This is a genomic window from Plantactinospora sp. CNZ320, assembly GCF_002846275.1.
Map to the genome: position 1 here is coordinate 1457056 of NZ_PJMP01000001.1, position 21377 is coordinate 1478432.

At 73.8% G+C, this 21377-nt stretch carries 6 protein-coding genes; 3 read left to right on the forward strand and 3 right to left on the reverse strand.

The window, feature by feature from the left end; translation table 11 throughout:
- Window positions 1-190: 190 nt before the first annotated feature.
- From CLT71_RS06315 to CLT71_RS06325, 3 genes are all read right to left on the reverse strand, one after another.
- Entirely contained in the window at window positions 191-433 is a 243-nt protein-coding gene (locus CLT71_RS06315; RefSeq protein WP_101366277.1) for an MbtH family protein, read from the reverse strand.
- Window positions 430-16869: a non-ribosomal peptide synthetase gene (locus CLT71_RS06320; protein WP_158242185.1), complete on the reverse strand. Its 16440-nt coding sequence runs from the start codon at window positions 16867-16869 to the stop codon at window positions 430-432. Before CLT71_RS06320 ends, CLT71_RS06315 begins: the two co-directional genes overlap by 4 nt.
- Before the next feature lie 70 nt (window positions 16870-16939).
- The gene (locus CLT71_RS06325; protein WP_101366279.1) at window positions 16940-17965 is read right to left on the reverse strand and encodes an iron-siderophore ABC transporter substrate-binding protein; all 1026 of its coding nucleotides are present in this window, start codon (window positions 17963-17965) and stop codon (window positions 16940-16942) included.
- A gap of 354 nt (window positions 17966-18319) precedes the next feature.
- Here CLT71_RS06325 and CLT71_RS06330 point away from each other — a divergent pair, with 354 nt between their 5' ends.
- The 3 genes from CLT71_RS06330 to CLT71_RS06340 all read left to right on the forward strand — a co-directional run bounded on the left by CLT71_RS06330 (window position 18320) and on the right by CLT71_RS06340 (window position 21336).
- On the forward strand, window positions 18320-19390 hold the full coding sequence (locus CLT71_RS06330) for an iron ABC transporter permease (RefSeq protein ID WP_101366280.1): 1071 nt from the start codon (window positions 18320-18322) through the stop codon (window positions 19388-19390).
- A gap of 4 nt (window positions 19391-19394) precedes the next feature.
- On the forward strand, window positions 19395-20459 hold the full coding sequence (locus tag CLT71_RS06335) for an iron chelate uptake ABC transporter family permease subunit (RefSeq protein WP_101366281.1): 1065 nt from the start codon (window positions 19395-19397) through the stop codon (window positions 20457-20459).
- 73 nt (window positions 20460-20532) lie between these two features.
- Window positions 20533-21336, forward strand: coding sequence for an ABC transporter ATP-binding protein (locus tag CLT71_RS06340; protein WP_199187866.1), 804 nt, complete (start codon window positions 20533-20535; stop codon window positions 21334-21336).
- Window positions 21337-21377: the final 41 nt, after the last annotated feature.

Sequence of the window (21377 nt, forward strand, 5' to 3'; positions counted from 1 at the left end):
GCCCCGGCCGTGTCGTGCGGCTTTGGCCGGGCCGAGCGATCCACGAGAGCCTCGCCATGCTGCCCTAGCCCGCCACGATTCATCGCCCAGTCGCACCCTGAACCACCTCGCCGGACGCATCTGCCAACAGAGCATCGAGGACTTTCGACAGCCCGTCGTCCTTATCGGACCGTGTCCGGCCCGCTGGCGATCAGCGATCCGGATCTGCGGCTGTACCGGCCATCCGCTCCCGCAGGCTGCGGGGGCGCAGGTCGGTCCAGTTCTCCTCGACGTACGCCAGGCAGGCGTCCCGGGGCTGCGGCCCGTCGGCGCCGAAGGCCACCGCCCAGCCCGCCGGTATGTCCACGAAGGACGGCCAGAGCGAGTGCTGTCCCTCGTCGTTGACGAGCACGAGGTACTGACCGTCCGGGTCCTCGAACGGATTGGTGGTCATGAGCAGTTCCTTTCCGGGTGGTCGGCGGCGGTGCCGTCCGACTGGGTGGTCAGGGCCGGCGCCTGGTCGGGTCCGAGCGCCGAGAGCCGCTGTTCCGGCCGGGTGAGCGCCGAGGCGAGCAGCCCGAGCAACTCGTCGGTGAGCCGGCGCGCGGTCGCCGGGTCGAACAACTCGACCGCGTACTCCAGTTCACCGTGCACCGGGCCGTCGCCGAGCGGCTCGTAGAAGCTGACCGTCAGCTCCGCCCGGGTCGTCCCGGTCGGTACCGGCTCGAAGCGCAGCGCCGCCGCGCCATCCGGACCGTTCAGCCCGGCCTCCTCGTGGTGCACGAGCATCACCTGCGGCAGCGACCAGCCGTCCGGCAGGGTGCGGCGGATCGCGTCGAACGGGAGGTCCTGGCGGTCGAAGGCGCTCAGATCCGCCTCCCGGATCCGGCCGAGCAGTTCGGCGAAGGTCGGGTCGCCACCGGTGTCGGTGCGCAGCACCAGCGGGTTGACGAAGCAGCCGACCAGGTCGGCGAGGGCGGCCTCGGTCCGGCCGGCCACCAGGGTGCCGATCGGGACGTCCGGCCCGGCGCCGAGCCGGTGCAGCAGCGCCGCCAGGGCGGCCTGGAACACCATGAACATGCTGGTCCCGGTCTGCCGGGCCAGTTCGTCGACCGCCCGGTGCGACGCCGGGTCCAGCACGAACTCGACCCGGCCGCCGCGCCCGGAGAGCACCGCCGGTCGCGGCCGGTCGGTCGGCAGCGCCAGCCGATCGGGTACGCCGGACAGCGCCCCCCGCCACCAGTCGAGTTGCCTCGCGTGCCGGCTGCCGGGGTCGGCCGGATCGCCGAGCAGGGTACGCGCCCAGCGGGCGTAGTCCGGATAGTCGACAGGCAGCGGCGCCCACTCCGGTACCCGCCCATCGATCCGGGCGGCATACGCGGTGCCGAGGTCCCTGGCCAGTGGCACCACCGACCACTCGTCCACGCCGAGATAGTGCATGGTCAGCAGCAGTACCCGATCGTCGCCCGGCCCGGTCAGCAGCCGGGCCCGTAGCGGCGGCTCCCGGGTCGGATCCACCCCGTCGCCGACCAGCTCGGCAATCTGCTCGTCGCGCGGCACCCCGCTGCCCGGCGACACCTCCAGCAGATCGCGGTCGGCCACCGGCACGGTCACCGGCTCGCCCGCCGCACCCGCCACGAGCGCGGTACGCAGCGGCTCGTGCCGCTCCACCACGTCCGCAAGCGCCGCCGCCAACGCCGACACGTCCAACCGCGCCGCGCCGCCCATTCCGTCGCCCGTCCCGCCACCCGTTCCGGCGCCTGTTCCGTCGCCCGTCCCGCCGCCCGGTCCGTCGCCCGTCCCGCCACCCGTTCCGTCGCCCGGTCCGGTGCCAGCGCGGACCAGCAGGGCAAGGTCCCAACCGGTCCGGCCGGACGCCTGCGGCTCGGCTCCCGCCCGGTGCAGGCCCCACCAGATCCGCTGCACCGGAGCCGCTGGCCGCCGGGCAGCCGGCCCGGAGCGGCCCGGCCCGGCCACCTCCGCTGCCCGGCGCAGCGGCGGACGCTCCGCCACCGCCCCGGCGAGCCGGTCCGCCAGTCCGGCCACGGTCGGCGCCTCGAAGATGTCCCGGACCGCGAGGTCGACGCCGAGCACCGCCCGGATCCGGCCGAGCAGCCGCATCGCCGCCATCGAGTGCCCGCCGAGGGCGAAGAAGTCGTCCGAGACTCCCACCCTCGGCAGCCGGAGCACCTCCGCGACCAGGTCGGCGAGGCTCTGCTGTGCCGGGGTGGCCGGCGCCTCGTCGCCGGTCAGCGCCGTCCAGTCCGGGGCCGGCAGGGCACGCCGGTCCAGTTTGCCGTTCGCGGTCAGCGGCAGCGGCCCGTCGAGTACCAGCACGGCGGCCGGGACCATGTAGTCGGGGAGCTGTTCGGCGGCGTGTGCGCGTACCTCGGCGGGATCCAACGCCGCCCCGGCCGGCACGACGTACCCGGCGAGCCGGGTCAGGTCGGCGTTGCGGTGCACCACCACCGCCGCCTGGCGTACCCCCGGGTGCCGGGCTAGTACCGCCTCGACCTCGCCCAGCTCGATCCGGTAGCCCCTGATCTTCACCTGGTCGTCGACCCGGCCGAGGAAGTCCAGGATGCCGTCGGCCCGCCACCGCGCCCGGTCACCTGTGCGGTACATCCTCGCCCCGGCCGGGCCGTACGGGTCGGCGACGAAGCGCTCCGACGTCAGCCCGGGACGGCCCAGGTAGCCCCGGGCCAGTCCTCGGCCGCCGACGTACAGTTCACCGGCCACCCCGGGCGGTACCGGGCGGAGCCACTCGTCCAGCACGTACGCCCGGGTGTTCGGGTCGGGCAGCCCGATCGGTACCGGCCCGGACCAGTCCGGCTCGGCCCGCCAGAGCGTCGAGTTCACAGTCGCCTCGGTCAGCCCGTACGCGGCGAAGAGCCGCAGCCGCCGTGCCCACCGCCCGATCACGTCCGGTGGCACCGTCTCGGTACCGACCAGCACGACCAGTCCGGCCGGCAGTTCACAGTCCGGCGGCAGTGCCGACACCAGCGAGGGCGGCAGGATGGCGTGGCTGACCCGTTCCCGCTCCAGCAGGTCCACCAGGGGTCGGCCCGGCGTCCGTGCCTCGTCCGGGGCGATCACCAGCCGGCCACCGGCACACAGCGCCATCGCCAGCTCGAAGACGAATACGTCGAAGCCGGTCGACGCGAACTGGAGTACCCGGGAGGAGGCGTCCACTCCCATCCGGTCGACGGCGGTCGCCACCAGGCTGCCGAGCCCCTCGTGCGACACCACCACGCCCTTTGGCCGGCCGGTGCTGCCCGAGGTGTAGATGACGTACGCGCGGTGGTCCAGTCCGACCGGCACCACCGGGCCGGTCCCGTCCGGATCGGTGGGCGTCGCCGGCACCGGCGCCGGCTGGAGCGGCTCGACCAGCAGCCGGTGCACCCCGGCCAGCTCCGGCAGCCGCTCGGCGGCCTCCGGCGTCGTCAGCACGAGCCGGGCGCCGGAGTCCTCGACCAGATATCCCAACCGGTCGGCCGGATGGCCGAGGTCCAGTGGCAGGAACGCGGCACCGAGCCGGAGTACCCCGAGCACCACCGCCACGGTCTCCGCCGAGCGGGGTACCGCCACCCCGACCACGGTCTCCGGGCCGACGCCGTACCCGGCGAGCAGCCGAGCCATCCGGGCCGCCTCGGCGTCCAGTTGGGCGTAGGACAGGGTCCGCTCCCGGTCGACCACGGCGACCGCCTCCGGGGTACGCGCCACCCGATCGGCGAACATGGCCGGCAGGGTCTCCTCCGGCACCGCCCGGCCGGTGGCGTTGAAGTCGCACAGCACCCGGTCCCGCTCATCGCCGACGAAGACGTCGAGCCGGCCCACCGGCGCGTCGGGGTCGGCGACGACCGCCCGGGCCAGCCGGAGCAGCCGCGCACCGAGCAGCGCCACGGTCTCCCGGTCGAACAGGTCGGTCCGGTACTTCAGCAGGCAGCTCAGCGCCTCCTCGCCGGTCCCGGTCGGGCCCCCGGCGGACTCGGCGAAGTCGAAGACCAGGTCGAACTTTGCCGCCGAGGCGTCGACCGGCTCGTCGGTGACGGTCAGTCCGGCGAGACCGCCCCACCCGGCGGTGCGGTTGCGGTGCACCACCATCACCTGGAACAGCGGGTTCCGGGAGACCGAACGGGCCGGGTTGACCGCCTCGACCACAGCCTCGAACGGTACGTCCTGAGCGGAGAAGGCGGCCAGGTCGGTCCGGCGTACCCGGGCGAGCAGCTCGGTGAAGGTCGGCTCGCCGGACAGGTCGGTCCGGAGTACCAGGGTGTTGACGAAGAACCCGACCAGGTCGTCGAGGGCCGCGTCGTCCCGCCCCGCGATCGGTGCGCCGAGCGGGATGTCGGTACCGGCGCCGAGCCGGTGCAGCAGGGCCGCGACCAGCGCGTGCGCCACCATGAACAGGCTGGTACCGGTGCGCGAGGCGAGCCGGCGCAGCCCCGCACCGACCTCGGCGGGCAGCGGCACTGACAGCTCGGCCCCGGCAGGGTCGAGCCGCCCCGACCGGGCGCGGTCGGTGGGCAGCACCAGTTCCTCGGGCGCGCCGGCCAATGCGGTACGCCAGTGGTCGAGCTGCCGCGCGGCCAGGCTCCCCGGATCCGCCGGGTCGCCGAGCAGCCGACGCTGCCAGAGCGCGTAGTCGGCGTACTGGACCGGCAGTGGTGCCCAGTCCGGCGCCCGTCCCGCCCGCCGGGCCGCGTACGCGGTGCCGAGGTCGCGCAGGAACGGCCCGTCCGACCACTCGTCGGTGGCGATGTGGTGCAACACCAGCACCAGGACGTGCTCCGGCTCTCCTTCCGCGGCCGGGTCGACGGTGACGAGGGTGGCCCGTAGCGGCGGTTCGGTGGTCAGGTCGAAGGGACGGCGTACCGCCTCCCGGACGATCCCGGCCACCTCGGCCGAAGCGGCGGCGACAGTTTCCAGCACCGGCCGGGCATCGGCCGCCGGCAGCACTCGCTGGTACGGCCGGCCGTCCCGCTCGCCGAGCAGGGTACGCAGCGTCTCGTGCCGGCCGGTCAGATCGGCCAGCGCGGCACGCAACGCCGCGATGTCGAGCGCCCCGCGCAGCCGTACCGCGATCGGGAAGTTGTAGGCCGCCGAATCGGGCGCGAGTTGCTGGATCAGCCAGAGTCGCTGCTGTGCGAAGGAGAGCGGCAGCACGGCGGGGCGCTCGGCCCGGACCAGCGGAATCCGCCCGGCGCCGTCGATCCCGGCTGTCGCATCGCCCCGGGCCGACGGATCGATCCGGGCCGACGGGTCGACCCTAGCGGCGGCTGTGTCGATCCGGGCGGCCAGTTCGGCTACCGTCGGCGCCTCGAAGAGGTCCCGGATCGCCAGTTCGACACCGAGTGCCACCCGGGCCCGGCTGACCAGCCGGATCGCCAGCAGGGAGTGGCCGCCGAGGTCGAAGAAGTTCTCCGCTACGCCGATCCGGGGCACGTCGAGCAGCTCGGCGAAGAGGTCGCACAGCGCCGCCTCGACCGGGGTGGCCGGCGGACGGGAGGCCGCACCGGCCCGGACCGTCGGAGCCGGCAGCGCCGCCACGTCGAGCTTACCGTTCACGGTCAGTGGCAGCCGGTCCAGCGGTACCAGCGCGGCCGGCACCATGTAGTCCGGCAGCCGCCGCTTCAGCTCCGCCCGGACGTCGGCGAGCACTGCCTCGTCCTCCGACTCCGTCCACCCGGTGGCCCGGACCAGGTAACCGGCCAGCCGGCGTACCCCGGGATCGGTGCCGGCGTCGACCAGCACGGCGGCGTGTGCGACGAGCGGATGTTCGGCGAGCGCGGTCTCGACCTCGCCCAGTTCGATCCGGTACCCCCGGATCTTCACCTGGTCGTCGGTGCGCCCGAGGAAGTCCAGGTTCCCGTCCGGCCGGCGCCGGACCAGGTCACCTGTGCGGTACATCCGCTCCCCCGGCGCGCCGTACGGGTCGGCGACGAACCGCTGCGCGGTCAGCCCGAACCGCCGGTGGTAGCCCCGGGCCAGCCCGATCCCGCCGATGTACAGCTCACCGGGGGCGCCGGGCGGGACGAGTCGCAGGTACGCGTCCAGCACGTACGCCCGGGTGTTCCAGATCGCCCGCCCGACGGTCGGGGTGGCGCTGTCCGCGGTCCCGCCGCCCAGGGTGTTGATCGTGTACTCGGTGGGCCCGTAGAGGTTGTAGCCGGCGGTGCCCTCGGTGTCCCGCAACCGGTTCCAGACCGCCTCCGAGACCGCCTCGCCGCCGAGCAGCACCAGCACCGGCCGGTGCCGTGCGATCCCGCCGTCCGCCGGCTCGTCCCGTTCGGTCTCGGTCTCGTGCTCGGTCTCGTGCCGGTCGAGCAGGCCCTCCTCGATGAGGTGGTGCGCGTAGCTCGGGGTGACGTTTACGACGTCGATCCGGTGCCGGTCGCAGTAGGCGACCAGCGCCCGGGCGTCCCGGCGCAGCTCCTCGTCGCAGACGTGCACCTCGTGCCCCTCGACCAGCCAGAGCAGCTCCTCCCAGGACATGTCGAAGGCGAACGAGACGGTGTGCGCGATCCGCAGCCGCCGGCCACCGGCCGCCGCCACGGTCGGGTCGAAGATCGCCTCCCGGTGGTTGAGCTGCATGTTCGTCAAACCCCGGTACGGCGTCACCACCCCCTTCGGTCGCCCGGTGGAGCCCGAGGTGTAGATCAGGTACGCCGGATGTTCCAGCCGGTCCGGATCGGTACTGGCGAATCCGGCCGGGAGTTCGGTGTCGGTGAGCGCGGCACCGGAAAGTCCGGCCAGCTCGGCAAGTACCGCCGGGTCGTCGAGTGGCACCGCCGGGATGTCGGTCCCCGGCAGCCGGGACCGGACCGGGGCCACCGTCAGCAGGCACATCGGCGCGGTGTCGGCGAGTACGAAGGCCAGTCGCTCGGCCGGATGGTCCAGCTCCAGCGGCAGATACCCGGCTCCGGTGCGCAGGACAGCGAAGAGCGCGACCACCATCTCGATCGAGCGGGGCAGTGCCAGCGCTACCACCCGCTCGGGCCCGGCGCCCCGGGCGACAAGCAGCCGGGCCAGCCGGTTGACCCGGGCGTCGAACTCGGCGTACGTCAGGGTGTGGCCGGCGAAGACCAGTGCGACCCGGTCCGGGGTCCGGGCGGCCTGCTCGGCGAGCAGGTCGGCGACGGACTCGGTGCCGATCGGGTGCCGGGTGGCTGTCCACTCCTCGGTCAGCTCGGCCCGTTCGGCGCCGGTGAGCAGGTCGAGCCGGCCGACCGGCAGTTCCGGCTCGGCGACCAGCCGGGTCAGCAGCGCGACGAACCGGTCCAGCAGGCTCCGGGCCACCGAGCCGGGTACGACGTCGGGGCGGTGGTCCAGCGCCACCCGCAGCCGCCGTGCCGGGGTGACCACCAGGGTCAGCGGATAGTGGGTGGCGTCCACCCCGTCGACGGCGGCGATCCCGTGCCGGTCCCGCAGCCGGGCCGACTCCCCCTCGTCGACGAAGTTCTGCAACACGTAGAGCGTGTCGAAGAGTCGGGCGTGCCCGCTGGCCCGCTGCACCGCACCGAGCCCGAGGTGGTCGTGCGGCATCAGCTCGATCCGCTGCTCCCCCAGCCGACGCAACAGGCGCACCACCGGTTCGCCGGGCTCGGCGCTGACGCGTACCGGAACGGTGTTCAGGAAGAGCCCGATCACGTTCTCCACGTGCGGCACCTCGGCGTGCCGGCCGGCGACCGTCATCCCGAAGACCACGTCGGTGCGGCCGAGGTGACCGCCGAGGACCAGCCCCCAGGCGGCGCTGAGCACGGTGTTCAGCGTCAGCCCGTGCTTGCGGGCGAACCCGCGCAGCCGGTCGCCGATCGCGGTCGGCAGTTCGGCCCGTACCCGGTGCGGGACGACGGGGGTCAGGCTCGCCTCCGGGGCGACCAGGGTCGGCTCGGCGAGTCCGGCGAGCGCGTCCTGCCAGGCCCGGGCGGCCAGCTCGGTGTCCTGGGTGGCCAGCCATTCCAGGTGGTCGCGGTAGGAGCCGGCCAGCGGCAGGTCCCGGTCGTCGCCGTCGCGCTCGTAGAGGGTGAAGAGCTGCTCGACGAAGAGTTCCTCGGACCAGCCGTCCCAGAGCACCAGGTGGTGGCTGACGACCAGCCGGTCCCGGTCGTCACCGAGCCGGAGCAGCAGCAGCCGGCACAGCGGCGGCCGGGTCAGGTCGAACCGGGTACGCCGGTCCTCGGCCATCAACTCGGCCATCCTGGTCCGCTGGGTCTGCGGGTCGAGGCCGGTCAGGTCCACCTCGGTCAACGGCAGTTCCGGGGCCACCGCGACGAACTGCACCGGCTGGGGCAGCCCGACACTGACGAACCCGGCCCGCAGGCCGGGGTTGCGGGCCAGCAACGCGGCGCCGGCCCGGCGCAGCCGCTCGGAGTCGAGCCGGTACCCGAGGTCGAAGGCGTCCTGCGCGGTGTAGACGTCCAGCGCCGAGGTGTCGTAGCTGGCGTGGAAGTAGAGACCCTCCTGCAACGGCGAGAGCGGCCAGATCTCGGCCACCGGTACCGGGCTGGCCCGGTTGATCCGGTCGATCTCGTCCGGGCCGAGCACCAGCCCGGCCGCCACCACGGGCCGAGGCTCCGCGCCGCCGGGCGGCCCGGCGATAGCAGCAGTGCTGGCGGGTAGCTCGGCCACGGCGCCGGTGAGGGCGTGTAGCGCGTCGAGCCAGTCGGCGGCCAGCGCGGTCACCTCGGGTTCGTCGAGCACGCCGTCCGGCCAGGTCCAGGTCGCGGTCAGCATCGGCCCGGCCGGGGTCTCGGTGGCGACCGCGTCGACCTGGAGCAGGTGGGTCAGGCCCAGCCCGCCGTTGGGCACGGTGATCGCGTCGGACTCGGCGGCCGGCGTCCAGGCCAGATCGGTGCCGCCGGGAAACCGGCCGTAGTAGTGGAAGAGGAGCTGGGCGGAGGAGAGTCCGGCCAGGATCGGCGCCGACTGGGCGTTCAGGTACCGCAGCAGCCCGTGGCCGAGCCCGCCGTCCGGTACCGCCCGGATCCGCTCGCCGACGGTACGCAGCAGCTCGACCGGATCGGTGCCGGCCGGCAGGCGTACCGGGGAGACGCTGGTGAACCAGCCGACCGTGCGGGACAGGTCGAGGTCCGGCTCGATCTCCTCCCTACCGTGCCGTTCGAGGTCGACAAGCAGGTCGGCGCCGCCGTCGCGGCCGTAACGGTGCTGCCACCGGGTCACCGCGAGTCGCAGCGCCGCGAGCAGTACTCCGGTCACCTCGCCACCGACCGTCGCTGGTACGGCGGTGAGCAGCGGCAGGGTCCGCGCCGGATCGAGGCGTACGACGTGCTGGCGGGCCGGTCCCGCCGGCCGCCTCTGCCCCGGCAGCAGTTCGGCGCCCGGGGCGAGCGTCTCGACCCAGTGCGGCAACTCCGCCAGCCGCTCGGGGCGGTGCGCGTGTTCGCCGAGCACCCGGGCGTAGCGCCGCAGCGAGGTACCGACCGGGGCGAGCCGGGGCGGCTGTCCGGCTGCCACCGAGGCCCAGGCGGTGGCGAGATCGGCCAGCAGGATTCGCCAGGAGACGCCGTCGACCACCAGGTGGTGGACGGCCAACAGCAGCCGGCCCGGCCGGTCGCCGCGGTCGAACCAGACCGCCTGGAGCATCCTCCCCTCGTCCGGGGCGAGCCGCTCGGTGGCGGCGGAGGACTCGGCGGCCAGCACGGCCCGCAACCCGGCCTCGTCCAGGCCGGCGGCGTCGACCCGGCGTACCAGGTCGGCGGATCGGACCGTGCCGACCGGGGACGTCTGGAGCGACCAGAGCACCGAGGCGATCCGGTGCAGCCGCAACCGCAGCCCGGCGTGCCGGTCCAGCACCGGCTGGAGTACGGCGGTCAGCGATCCGAGGTCCAGCTCGGCCGGTACCACAAGCAGGGTGCTCAGGGTGAACCGGTCGATCGGTAGGCCGGTTTCCCGGAGCCAGTGCACGATCGGCAGCAGCGGTACCTCACCCAGCTCGTCCGGGTCTGTGACTGGCTCGTCCGGGTTCACTGTCGGCTCGTCCGGGTTCACTGTCGCCTCGTCCGGGTTCACTGTCGCCTCGTCCGGGTTCACGGCCGTCTCGGCGGCGGCGGCCGAAACCGTCGGGGCGGCGGCCGGGGTGAGGGCGGCGTCGCCACCACCGGCCTCGGCGAGCGCCCGTGGTGTTCGGTGCCGGAAGACGTCGCGCGGGGCGAGCACCAGGCCGTGCCGGCGGGTTCGGCTGCAGACCGCGATGGAGAGGATGCTGTCGCCGCCGAGGGCGAAGAAGTCCTCGTCGGCACCGACCCCGGGCAGGCCGAGCACCTCGGCGAAGACGTGCCGGAGCAGCCGCTCGGCCGCACCACCGCCGGCTGGCCGCACCAGACAGTCCACTCCGGACGCATCGACCGGAGCGGGTGCGGCGAGGGCGACCGTGCCGCTGCTCTCCGGTGCCGCAGAGGCTGCCGTGCCGCCGCTCTGCTGCGCCGCTGGGGCTGTCGTGCTGCTCTGCTGCGCGGCTGAGGCTGCCGTGCCGTTGTTGCCCGGTGCGGGCAGGGCGGCCCGGTCGAGCTTGCCGCTGCGGGTCAGCGGCAGGGCGTCGAGCAGCACGAACCGGCCCGGCACCATCGACTCGGGCAGCCTGGCCCGGACCGCCGCGCGGACCGCCTCGACGTCGAGCCGGCGTCCGGCCTCCGGCACCAGGTAACCGACCAGGCCGGTCCGGCCCCGGCCGTCGACCCGGGCGGCGGTGACCGCCTGCGCCACCCCGGGCGCGGCCCGAAGTGCCGTCTCCACCTCGCCGAGGTCGACCCGGTGCCCCCGGATCTTGACCTGCTCGTCGTCGCGGCCGACATATTCGAGTACGCCGTCCGTACGCCACCGCACCAGGTCACCTGTGCGGTACATGCGCTGCCCCGCCGGGCCGTACGGGTCGGCGACGAAACGTTGCGCGGTCAGCCCGTACCGGGCGTGGTAGCCGTATCCGAGCTGCGCTCCGGCGACGTACAGCTCACCGGGTACGCCGGGCGGCACCGGCCGGAGGCAGTCGTCCAGCACGTACAGCCGGGTGTTGGCCACCGGGCGGCCGATCGGCACCGTCCGCTCCGCACCGCCGTCGTTCGCCCACCAGGTGACCTGCACCGCCGTCTCGGTGGGTCCGTAGAAGTTGTCCAGCGCCGTGCCGGTGAGCGCCTGCCAGCGGCGGGCCAGTTCCGGGGCGAGCGCCTCGCCACCGCAGGAGACCCAGCGCAGGCTTGCCGCCCAGCCGGGGTCGGCGGTCAGCTCGTCGGCGAGCAGGAACGCCTCGACCAGCGAGGGTACGAAGGTGACCGCGCTGACCCGGTGCCGGCGGATCAGCTCGGCCAACCGGGTCGGGTCACCTGCCTCGTCCTCGCCGGGCAGCACCACTGCGGCACCGGCCGACAGTGGCCAGAAGATCTCCCAGACCGAGGTGTCGAAACCGGCCGGGGCGAGTTGCAGCATCCGGTCGTCGGTGCCGAGCCCGAACCGCCGCTGTGACCAGGCAAGCTGGTTGACGATGGCCCGGTGACCGACGAGTGCTCCCTTGGGCTGGCCCGTCGATCCCGAGGTGTAGATCAGGTACGCCGGTGCTTCCGGGTCGCCGCCGTCACTGACCGAAACCACCGCACCCGACGCTGACTGCGATTCAGCCGGTTCAGCCGGTTCCGCCGTCGCCGAGACCAGCAGCTGCGCCACGCCGGCCGGCCGGGGCACCCGGGCCATCGTCTCCACAGTGGATAGCACGGCTCGGGCGCCGGAGTCGGTGAGGACAGTGCCGAGCCGTTCCCGGGGGTGCGTCACGTCCAGCGGCAGGTACGCGGCACCCGCCTTCAGCACGCCGAGCAGCGCCACCACCAGTTCGGCCGACCGGGGTACCGCCACCGCGACGACGTCGCCGGGTCGGATGCCCCGGGCGGCCAGTCGCCGGGCCAGCGCACCGGCCCGGCGCTCCAGCTGCGCGTAGTCGATCCGCCGTTCACCGTCGACAAGCGCGACCGCGTCCGGTGTCCGGTGCGCCTGCGCGGCGACCAGGCCGGGCAGGGTCTGCGGCGGCACCGGGGCGACCGGGCCGGTGAGCCGGGTCAACGCGGTGTCGCGGTCGACCGCCGGCAGCAGGTCGATCCGCCCGACCGGCCGGTCCGGCTCGGCGACGAACGCGCCGAGTATCTCGGCCAGCCCGGTACGAAGCTGGCGTACCGTCGCCGCGTCGATCCGCTCCGGGTCGTACTCCACGGTCAGCTCCACCGACCCGCCGGCCGGCGAGACGAGCAGGGTGACCGGATAGTGGGTCGCCTCCCGGAACTCGACCCCGGCCAGTTCCAGCCCGCCGGGGCGGCGCCCGATCACGTCGACGGGATAGTTCTCCAGCACCACGAGGGTGTCGAAGAGTTCTCCGCTTCCCACCAACCGCCCGATCGCCGGCAATCCGAGGTGCTGTGCGTCGAGGAGTTCGGCCTGCTCCTGCTGTAGCCGGCCGGCCAGCTCGATAAGCGGTTCCGCCGGAGTCCAGCGCAGCCGCACCGGGACGGTGTTGACGAAGAGCCCGACCATCGCCTCGACGCCGTCGAGTTCGGCCGGCCGGCCGGCGACCGTACTGCCGAAGACGACGTCGCGCCGGCCGAGGCGCCGGCCGAGCAGCACGGCCCAGGCGGCGTGCAGCACGCTGCCCAGGGTCAGCCCGGCCGCCCGGACCCGCCCGGCCAGCCCGGCGGCCACCTCGGGCGGCAGCACCACCCGGGCCCGCTCGGGGTGGAACATTCCGTCGAAGCCCGCCTCGGCCTCGGCTGCCAGTCGGGTGGGGCCGTCGAGGCCGGCCAGTGCCGCCCGCCAGGCCTGCTCGGCAGCGGCCCGGTCGCGGCCGGCCAGCCACTCCAGGTACCGCCGGTACGGGGTGACCGGCGGCAGTCGGTCCGGCTCGCCAACCGGCGCGTACCGGCTGAGCAGGTCCCGCAGGGTCACCCAGGCCGACCAGCCGTCGGTGACGATGTGGTGGTGGGTGAGCAGCAGTTTGTGCCGCTCCTCCGCCCACCTGACCAGTACGCAGCGCAGCAGTGGCGGTCGGGTCAGGTCGAACGGGGCAGCCCGCTCCGCCTCGGCCAGCGCCTCGAACTCGGCCGTCCGCTCCGGTTCCGGGTACCCGGTCAGGTCGACCTCGCGCCACGGCAGGGTGACGCCGTCCGCGACGAGTTGCACCGGCCGCCCATCGGGAAGTTGCGGGAAGGCGGCCCGCAGCGGGGCGTGCCGGTCGAGCACGTCCTGGCCGGCCCGGCGCAGCGCGGCGGCGTCCAGCGGTCCGCGCAGTGTGATCACCTGCTGCACCCGGTACGGGTCCCGCTGCGCCCCGGCGGCGACCGCGTGGAAGTGGAAGCCCTGCTGCAACGGGGTCAGCGGCAGCACGTCAACGACCCCCGGTACGGCGGCGACGAGGGCGTCGACGTCCTCCTGGCGCAGGGCAAGCAGCGGGAAGTCGGACGGGGTCGGGCCACCCGCTCCCGGCCGGGCGGCGTGCCGGACCAGCGCCTCCAGCGCGGCGAACCAGCCCTGCGCCAACTCTCGCACGTCCTCTTCGGACAGTACTGTCGACGGCCAGGCCCAGCTGACGCCGAGCCCCGGCCCGTCCGGCCGGTCCTCGGTGAAGGCGTTCACCTCCAGCGTGTACGGCAGCACCGGCATCGCCGCGTCGAAGCCACCGGCGAGCAGGCCGAGCCCGGGCAGCGCGGTCCAGCAGCCGTCGGCGGAGGACTCCACCCCGAACCTGCCGAGGTAGTTGAAGCTGATCTGCGGCTGCGGCAGCCCGGCCAGTACGGCTGCGGTCTCCGGGTTGAGGTGCCGCAGCAGCCCGTACCCGAGCCCGTGGTCGGGGATGGTCCGCAACCCCTCCTTGATCCGCTTCAGCGCCCGGCCGGCGTCCTCGCCACCGGCCAGCGCCTCGTCGAGATCGATCGGGCCGAGGTCGAGCCGGACCGGGAAGATGCTTGTGAACCAGCCGAGGGTGCGGGACAGGTCGACGCCGTCGGCGAGCTGCTCCTCCCGGCCGTGCCCCTCCAGCGCCACCAGCGCCGGTCCGGGCACACCGGTCCCCCGCCGACGCCGCCAGTCGGCGAGCGCCAGGGCGAGCGCGGTGAGCAGTACGTCGTTGACCCCGGCGGAGAAGGCCGCCGGAACGCTTGTGAGCAGCGGCGCCGTCGTCTCGACCGGCAGCCGCAGGGTGACCCGGCGGACGCTGTCGAGGTCGCCGACCGGATCCGGTGCACGGTCCGCCAGCGGCGGGTCGTCGCCGGCGAGCAGTTCTGTCCAGAGTGGAAGTTCGGCGGTCCGCCGCGCCGACTCGGCGTCGGCGTGCAGCAGTTCGGCCCAGCGGCGCAGCGGGGTGCCGACCGGCTCCAGCCGGGGCGGTCGACCGGCCAGCACGTCGGTCCAGGCGGCGGCGAGGTCGGGCAGCAGGATCCGCCAGGAGACGCCGTCGACCACCGCGTGGTGCACCACCACGACCAGCCGGCCGGCCCGGTCCGGGCCGGCGTCCAGCCAGACCGCCTGGAGCAGCACGCCGGCCTCCGGAGCCAGCCGGGCGCCCGCGAGGTCGGCGGCGGCGCCGATCCGGTCCCGCAGCGCCTCGTCGGGCAGCCCGCCGACCTCGATCCGGTGCAGCCGGTCCGCCGCCGGCACGGTGCCGGGCGCCGGCACCACCAGCCGGCCCGCGCGCTGCGGGGTGGCCCGGACCAGCCGGGCCCGGAGCACGTCGTGCCGGTCGAGTACCGCCTGGAGGGCGCCGGCCAGCCGCTGTGCGGTCGCCCCGGCCGGTACCCGGACCGCCAGCCACTGCGCGAACGCGTCGATCGGCCCGCCGCACCCGTCCAACCAGCGCATGATCGGGGTGAGCGGGAACTCGCCGACCCCGGCCTGCGGGTCCTGCGCGACCTCCCGGGACAGCGACTCGGCCACCGGCGCCAGCTCGGCGACGGTACGCCGCTGGAAAACCTGTCGTGGCGTCACCACCAGCCCCGCCTGGCGGGCCCGGATCACGAGCTGGATCGAGACGATGCTGTCTCCGCCGAGGGCGAAGAAGTCGTCCTCCACCCCGACCTCGGGCAGCCCGAGCACCTCGGCGTAGAGGGCGCAGAGCACCTCCTCGCGGGCGTCCCGGGGCCGGGCTCCGGTGCTCGCCGCCGCGAAGTCAGGCACCGGCAGGGCAGCCCGGTCCAGCTTGCCGCTGGGCAGCACCGGCAGTTCGGGCAGCGGTACGAAGGCGGCCGGCACCATGTGCTCGGGCAACCAACCGCGGGCGTACCTGCGCAGCTCGGCGAGGAGTGTGGTGACGTCCCGCAACGGCGCCGGCCGGTTGGCGTACCGCTGCGGTGGCACCGGCTCCGCCGGCCGGTCCAGCGCCGGTACGACGTACGCGGCTAGCCGCTGTTGACTGTCCCGCCCCGGCCGGGCCAGTACGGCTACCTGCCCCACCGCCGGATGCCGGGCGAGTACCGACTCGATCTCGCCCGGCTCGATCCGGTACCCGCGGATCTTCACCTGGTCGTCGGCGCGGCCGAGAAACTCCAGTCGCCCGTCCGGCAGCCAGCGCACCAGGTCACCGGTGCGGTAGAGCCGCCCGCCGGCCGGCCCGTACGGGTCGGCCACGAAGCGCTGTGCGGTCAGCCCTGGCTGGCCGAGGTAGCCCCGGGCCAGCCCGGTGCCGCCGAGGTAGAGCTCGCCGGTGACGCCGGCCGGCACCGGCTGGAGGGCGGCGTCCAGCACGTAGCAGCGGGTGCCGGGGTCGGGGCGGCCGATCGGCACCACGCCACCGGGCGGGGTGGCCGGGTCGCACTCCCCGAGCGTCGAGTTGACAGTCGCCTCGGTCGGCCCGTAGGCGTTGAACATCGGCCGGTCCCGGGCCCACCGGGCGACCAGTTCCGGGGAGACCCGTTCGGTGCCGGCCAGCAGGGTCGCCCCGGACGGCAGGGTCAACTCCCGGGGCATCGCGGCGAGCAGGGCCGGCGGCAGGATCATGAAGTTCACCCCGTGCCGGTGGGCGTACTCGGTCAGCGCCGGGCCGGGCACCCGGCGTTCGGCCGGTACCACCACCAGCCGGCCGCCGGAGAGCAGCCCGAGGCAGAGGTCCCAGAACGCCACGTCGAAGCTGGGCGAGGCGAACTGGAGTACCCGGCTGTGCGGGCCGACGCCGAGCCGGGCGCGCTGGGTGGCGACCAGCTTCGCCACCCCGGCGTGCGAGACGACGACCCCCTTGGGCCGGCCGGTCGAGCCGGAGGTGTAGATGACGTAGGCAGCGTTCTCCGGCTCCAGCGACGGCAGGTCCCCCGGGCCGACCTCGACCTGACCGGCGCCTCCCGGGCCGGCGCCTCCCGGGCCGACGTCGATCTGATTGGCGTCGCACTGACCGGCGCCTCCCGGGCCGGCGTCAAGCTGATCGGTGTTGGTCAGTTCGTCGAGGAGCAGTCTCGGCAGGCCGGGGGTCTGCGGCAGCTCGCCGGCCAGCGCGGCAGTGCTGACCAGGCAGACCGGTCGGGCGTCGGCGAGCATGAAACCGATCCGCTCGGCCGGGTAGTCCTGGTCCACCGGCAGGTAGGCGCCGCCGGCCTTGAGCACCGCCACCTCCGCCACGATCATGTCGACCGAGCGGGGCAGGCAGAGCGCGACCACCTTCTCCGGCCCGACGCCCCGGGCCCGCAGCGCCCGCGCCAGCCGGTCGGCCCGGGCGTCGAGTTCGGCGTACGTCAGCTCGACGTCCTCGCAGACCACCGCGACCGCCCCGGGTGCCCGGCGTACCTGCCCGGCGAAGAGTTCCGGCCAGGTCGACGGGGGTGCCGGCCGGACCGTGTCGTTCCACTCGACGAGGATCCGGTGCCGGTCCGCTGCCGTCGGCCCGGCCCCGGCACGGTTCAGGTCACTTGTGGGCACGACGAGGTACCGCCTCTCGCGAGCGGGTGGGATCGGTCCGGAGTGGAGTCGTGGCGGTGCGGCCGGCGGGTCAGCCGTCGCCGAGCAGCGGCAGGATCTGGTCCAGCGCGTACGGGACGCTGAGTACGGTGCTGAACGAGAGCGCACCACCGAGCGGCGGGTTCTCGTACGGCAGGAAGACCGCCCGGTTCTGCTTCGCCACGTCGAGGGTGGCGTAGACGCTGTCCGCCTTCACCCGAGGCTCGGCGCTGGCGTCGGAGGTGAGGAAGAGCAGCTTGTCGACGTCGACCAGATCGAGCCGCTCGGAGCCGATCTCGGCCGCGTACTCCTTGCCGGCCGCCTGCACGATGCTGTCGGGCACCTTGAAGCCGAGCTGGGTCATGAAGACCACCTTCGGGTCGCTCGGCGCGAAGACCGCGTACTTGCCGGCCTCGTACGGGTCGACCACCGCGACGGTCCGGCCGGCGAATCCGGGGTGCTCCTGCCGGGCCCTGGCGAACCGGGCGTCGACGTCGGCGATCAGCCTGTCGGCCTGCTCGGGCTTGCCGAGGGCGCGGCCGGCCTGCCGGGTCATCTCCTGCCAGGGTGCGGCGTAGTCGGCGAAGCCCTTCGGTTGGGCGACGGTCGGGGCGATCTGGGAGAGCTTCTGGTACTGCTCCTGGGTCATCCCGGAGTAGAGGCCGATGATCAGGTCCGGCCGCAGTGTCGCGATCTTCTCGAGGTTGTAGTCGTCCCGTTCACCGACGATCTCCGGCGGGGTGCTGCCCCAGAGCGGCTGCGCCCACGGCCACTTGCCGTACGGCCGCTCCAGGAACCAGTCGATCGCACCGACGGGCACGACCCCGAGGGCGAGTACCGGGTCCTGGTCGCTGAGCCCGAGCGTGACGACCCGGGTGGGCGCCTTGGTGATCTCGGTGCTGCCGTACTTGTGCTCGACCGTCACCGGGAAGGTGCCGCCGGTGCTCACGGAGGGCGTCGGATCGGCGCCGTCGTCGCCACCGCCGCAACCGGCCAGGCCGACGGCGAGGACGGCCAGCGCCGCCGCGAGTTGGGCTACCGGCCGGGTACGCGTCGTGCGGGCAGGTGTCGTGGACATCGGCTCCTCTTCGGTCTCTCTGGGGGTCCCGTCGCGGATGGGGTGGCCGGGCGCGTTTCGGTCTCGGCGGGTCCGGCACTCCACCCGGAAGCTCGGAGGCCCGGACGCTCGCAAGCTCGGATTGATCGCGCGACATCGGGCGACGGTTGTCCGGTGATCGGGCGACGGTTGCCCGGATTTCGGGCACGGCACCGGCGGCCGGTACCGATGACGGTGATAGTAAGGTAATCCTTACCTAACCTCAACAGCCTCGCCGGAGCGGGCCTCCCCATCCATCGAAGCGGTGAACTAAGGTATACCTACCCTAAGAAGTGAAGCGTTGACACAGAATCGCGGAAGAAACCTGAGGACCGTGTGACAACCGACCAGGCACCACCGGTAAGCCGGCCCGCGCCCGCCCGGGCGACGGGCCACCGATCCAGGCGTCCGGTCGGACTCTTCCTCGTCGCCACGACCGTCCTGATCGTCCTCTCCCTGCTCTCCGTCGCGGTGGGCAGCCGGCAGATCCCGCTGGACCAGGTGGTGCAGACCCTGCTCGACCGGGCCGCCGCGCGGACCGCCGATGCGCAGATCGAGGCGATCATCTGGGGCGTACGCCTGCCGCGCACTGTGCTCGGCCTGCTGGTCGGAATGGCACTGGGCCTCTCCGGCGCGCTGATGCAGGGACTGACCCGCAACCCGCTCGCCGATCCCGGTCTGCTCGGCGTCACCGCCGGTGCCGCGCTCGGCATCGTCGTGGCGATCGCCTGGTTCGGCATCGCCACGCTCTACGGCTACATCTGGTTCGCCTTCGCCGGTGCCCTGCTGGCCAGCGTGGTGGTCTACCTGCTCGGCGGGGTCGGCCGGGGCGGCTCCACCCCGGTCAAGGTAGCGCTGGCCGGGATCGCGATCACCTTCCTGCTCAACTCGGTGACCAGCGCCGTCGTGCTACGCGACCCGGACGCGCTCAACCGCTACCGGTTCTGGGCCGCCGGCTCGCTCTCCGGACCGGACTTCGGCACCATCGCTCAACTACTGCCGTTCCTGGCCGTGGGCACCGTACTCGCGCTCGCCTCCGCCCCGGCGCTGAACAGCCTCGCCCTCGGCGACGACGTCGCGGCCGCGCTCGGCCGCCGGGTCGGCCTGGTACGCCTGCTCGGCACCCTGGCGGTGACCCTGCTCGCCGGAGCCGCGGTCGCGGTCGCCGGCTCGATCGTCTTCGTCGGCCTGGTGGTGCCGCACGTGGCCCGGTTGATCACCGGCCCGAACCACCGCTGGCTGCTGCCGTTCACCATGGTGCTCGCGCCGAGCCTGCTGCTGCTGGCCGACATCGTCGGTCGGGTCATCGCCCGGCCCAGCGAGGTAGGCGTCGGCATCATCGCCGCCTTCATCGGCGGTCCGTTCTTCATCATGCTGGTCCGGCGCCGCCGGCTCGCGGAGCTCTGACCCGATGACCCTCCTCGACCTGCGCCGCACCGGCGGCCGTACCCCGTTCCGGATCAGCCGGCCGCCCGTCTCCGGCGTACTCCGCTGGCGGGTGCTGGCCTGCTGCCTCGGTCTCGCCGTACTCGCCTTCGTGGTCTTCTGCGTCGGCATCGCCACCGGCGACTATCCGGTCAGCCTGCCGCAGGTGGTCCCCGCGCTCTGGGGCTCCGGCGATCCGGCTCAGGTCTTCATCGTCCGGGAGCTGCGGCTGCCCCGGGCGCTCACCGGCGTACTCGCCGGTGCCGCGTTCGCCGTCTCCGGGGCGATCTTCCAGACCATCACCCGCAACCCGCTGGCCAGCCCGGACATGATCGGCATCAACGCCGGTGCCACCACCGCCGTCGTGGCGGCCATCGTGCTCGGCGGTGCCGGGCTCAGCCTGCCGGCGCTGGGCCTGGCCGGTGGGCTGGTCACCGCCGCGCTGATCTACCTGCTGGCCTGGCGGCGTGGCGCCACCGGATACCGGATCGTGCTGGTCGGCATCGCCGTCTCCTGGATGTGCGCCAGCGCCACCGACTACCTGCTGACCCGGGCACAGCTCGCCGAGGCGCAGGCGGCGCTCGGCTGGCTGGTCGGCAACCTCAGCGGTCGCGGTTGGGAGACGGTCGGCCCGCTCTCCGCCGCCGTACTGGTGCTGCTGCCCGCCGGGATGCTGCTCGGGCGGTGGACCCGTACCCTGCACCTCGGCGACGAGGTCGCCCAGGGGCTCGGTACGCCTGTGCAACTGGCCCGGCTCTGCCTGGTGCTCGTCGGCGTCGCGATGGTCGCGTTCGCCACCGCCGCCACCGGGCCGGTGCTCTTTGTGGCACTGGCCTCACCACAGATCGCCCAGCGGCTGGCGGGGCTCTCCGCCCCGCCAGTGCTGGTGTCCGCGCTGACCGGGGCGTTGATGGTCTCGGCCAGCGACCTGGTGGCCCGCTGGATCATCCCGGACGTCGACCTGCCGGTCGGCGTGGTCACCGGGGCGCTCGGCGCGGCATTCCTGCTCTGGCTACTCGTCCGGGCCAACCGCGCCGGTTCTGGAGGCTGACGTGACAGTGGATCTGACAATCACCGACACCGTGCTCGACGCCCCGCCGGGCGGCGCGGCCGACCACCCCGAACTGCGGGCCGAACGGCTGCGCCTGGCGTACGGCGACCGGGTGGTCGTCGACGACCTCGACCTGGTGATACCGGCGGGCCGGATCAGTGTGATCGTCGGCGCCAACGCCTGCGGCAAGTCCACCCTGCTCCGGGCACTTGCCCGGCTGCTCAACCCGACGGCCGGAAGCGTCCAGCTCGACGGTCGGGCGATCCACTCGCTGCCCACCCGGCAGGTCGCCCGCCAGGTGGGGATCCTGCCGCAGGCTCCGGTCGCGCCGGACGGGCTGACCGTGATCGACCTGGTGGGCCGGGGCCGCTCGCCGCACCAGACCTGGTGGCGGCAGTGGTCGCCGGAGGACGAGCGGGCGGTGACCGAGGCGCTCGCCGCGACCGGGGTGACCGAGCTGGCCGACCGGCCGGTTGACGAACTCTCGGGCGGGCAGCGGCAGCGGGCCTGGATCGCGATGGCGGTGGCTCAGCAGACCCCGGTACTGCTGCTGGACGAGCCGACCACCTTCCTCGACCTGTCGCACCAGATCGACGTACTCGACCTGGTGGTGGACCTGAACCGACGGGACGGCCGTACCGTGGTGATGGTGCTGCACGACCTCAACCAGGCGTGCCGGTACGCCGACCACGTGATCGCGATGAAGGCTGGCCGGATCGTCGCCCAGGGTGCACCGTCGGCCGTGGTCACCGCCGAGGTGGTCGACGAGGTTTTCGACGTCAGGTGCGAGGTGAGCCTCGACCCGCTGACCGGTACTCCGCTGGTGATCCCGACCAGCCGGCACCACCCCCGGCCGCTGCTGGCCGCCCGCGCCTGACGATCCTGCCTCGACCGGCGAACGGCATCCGGCACGACCGC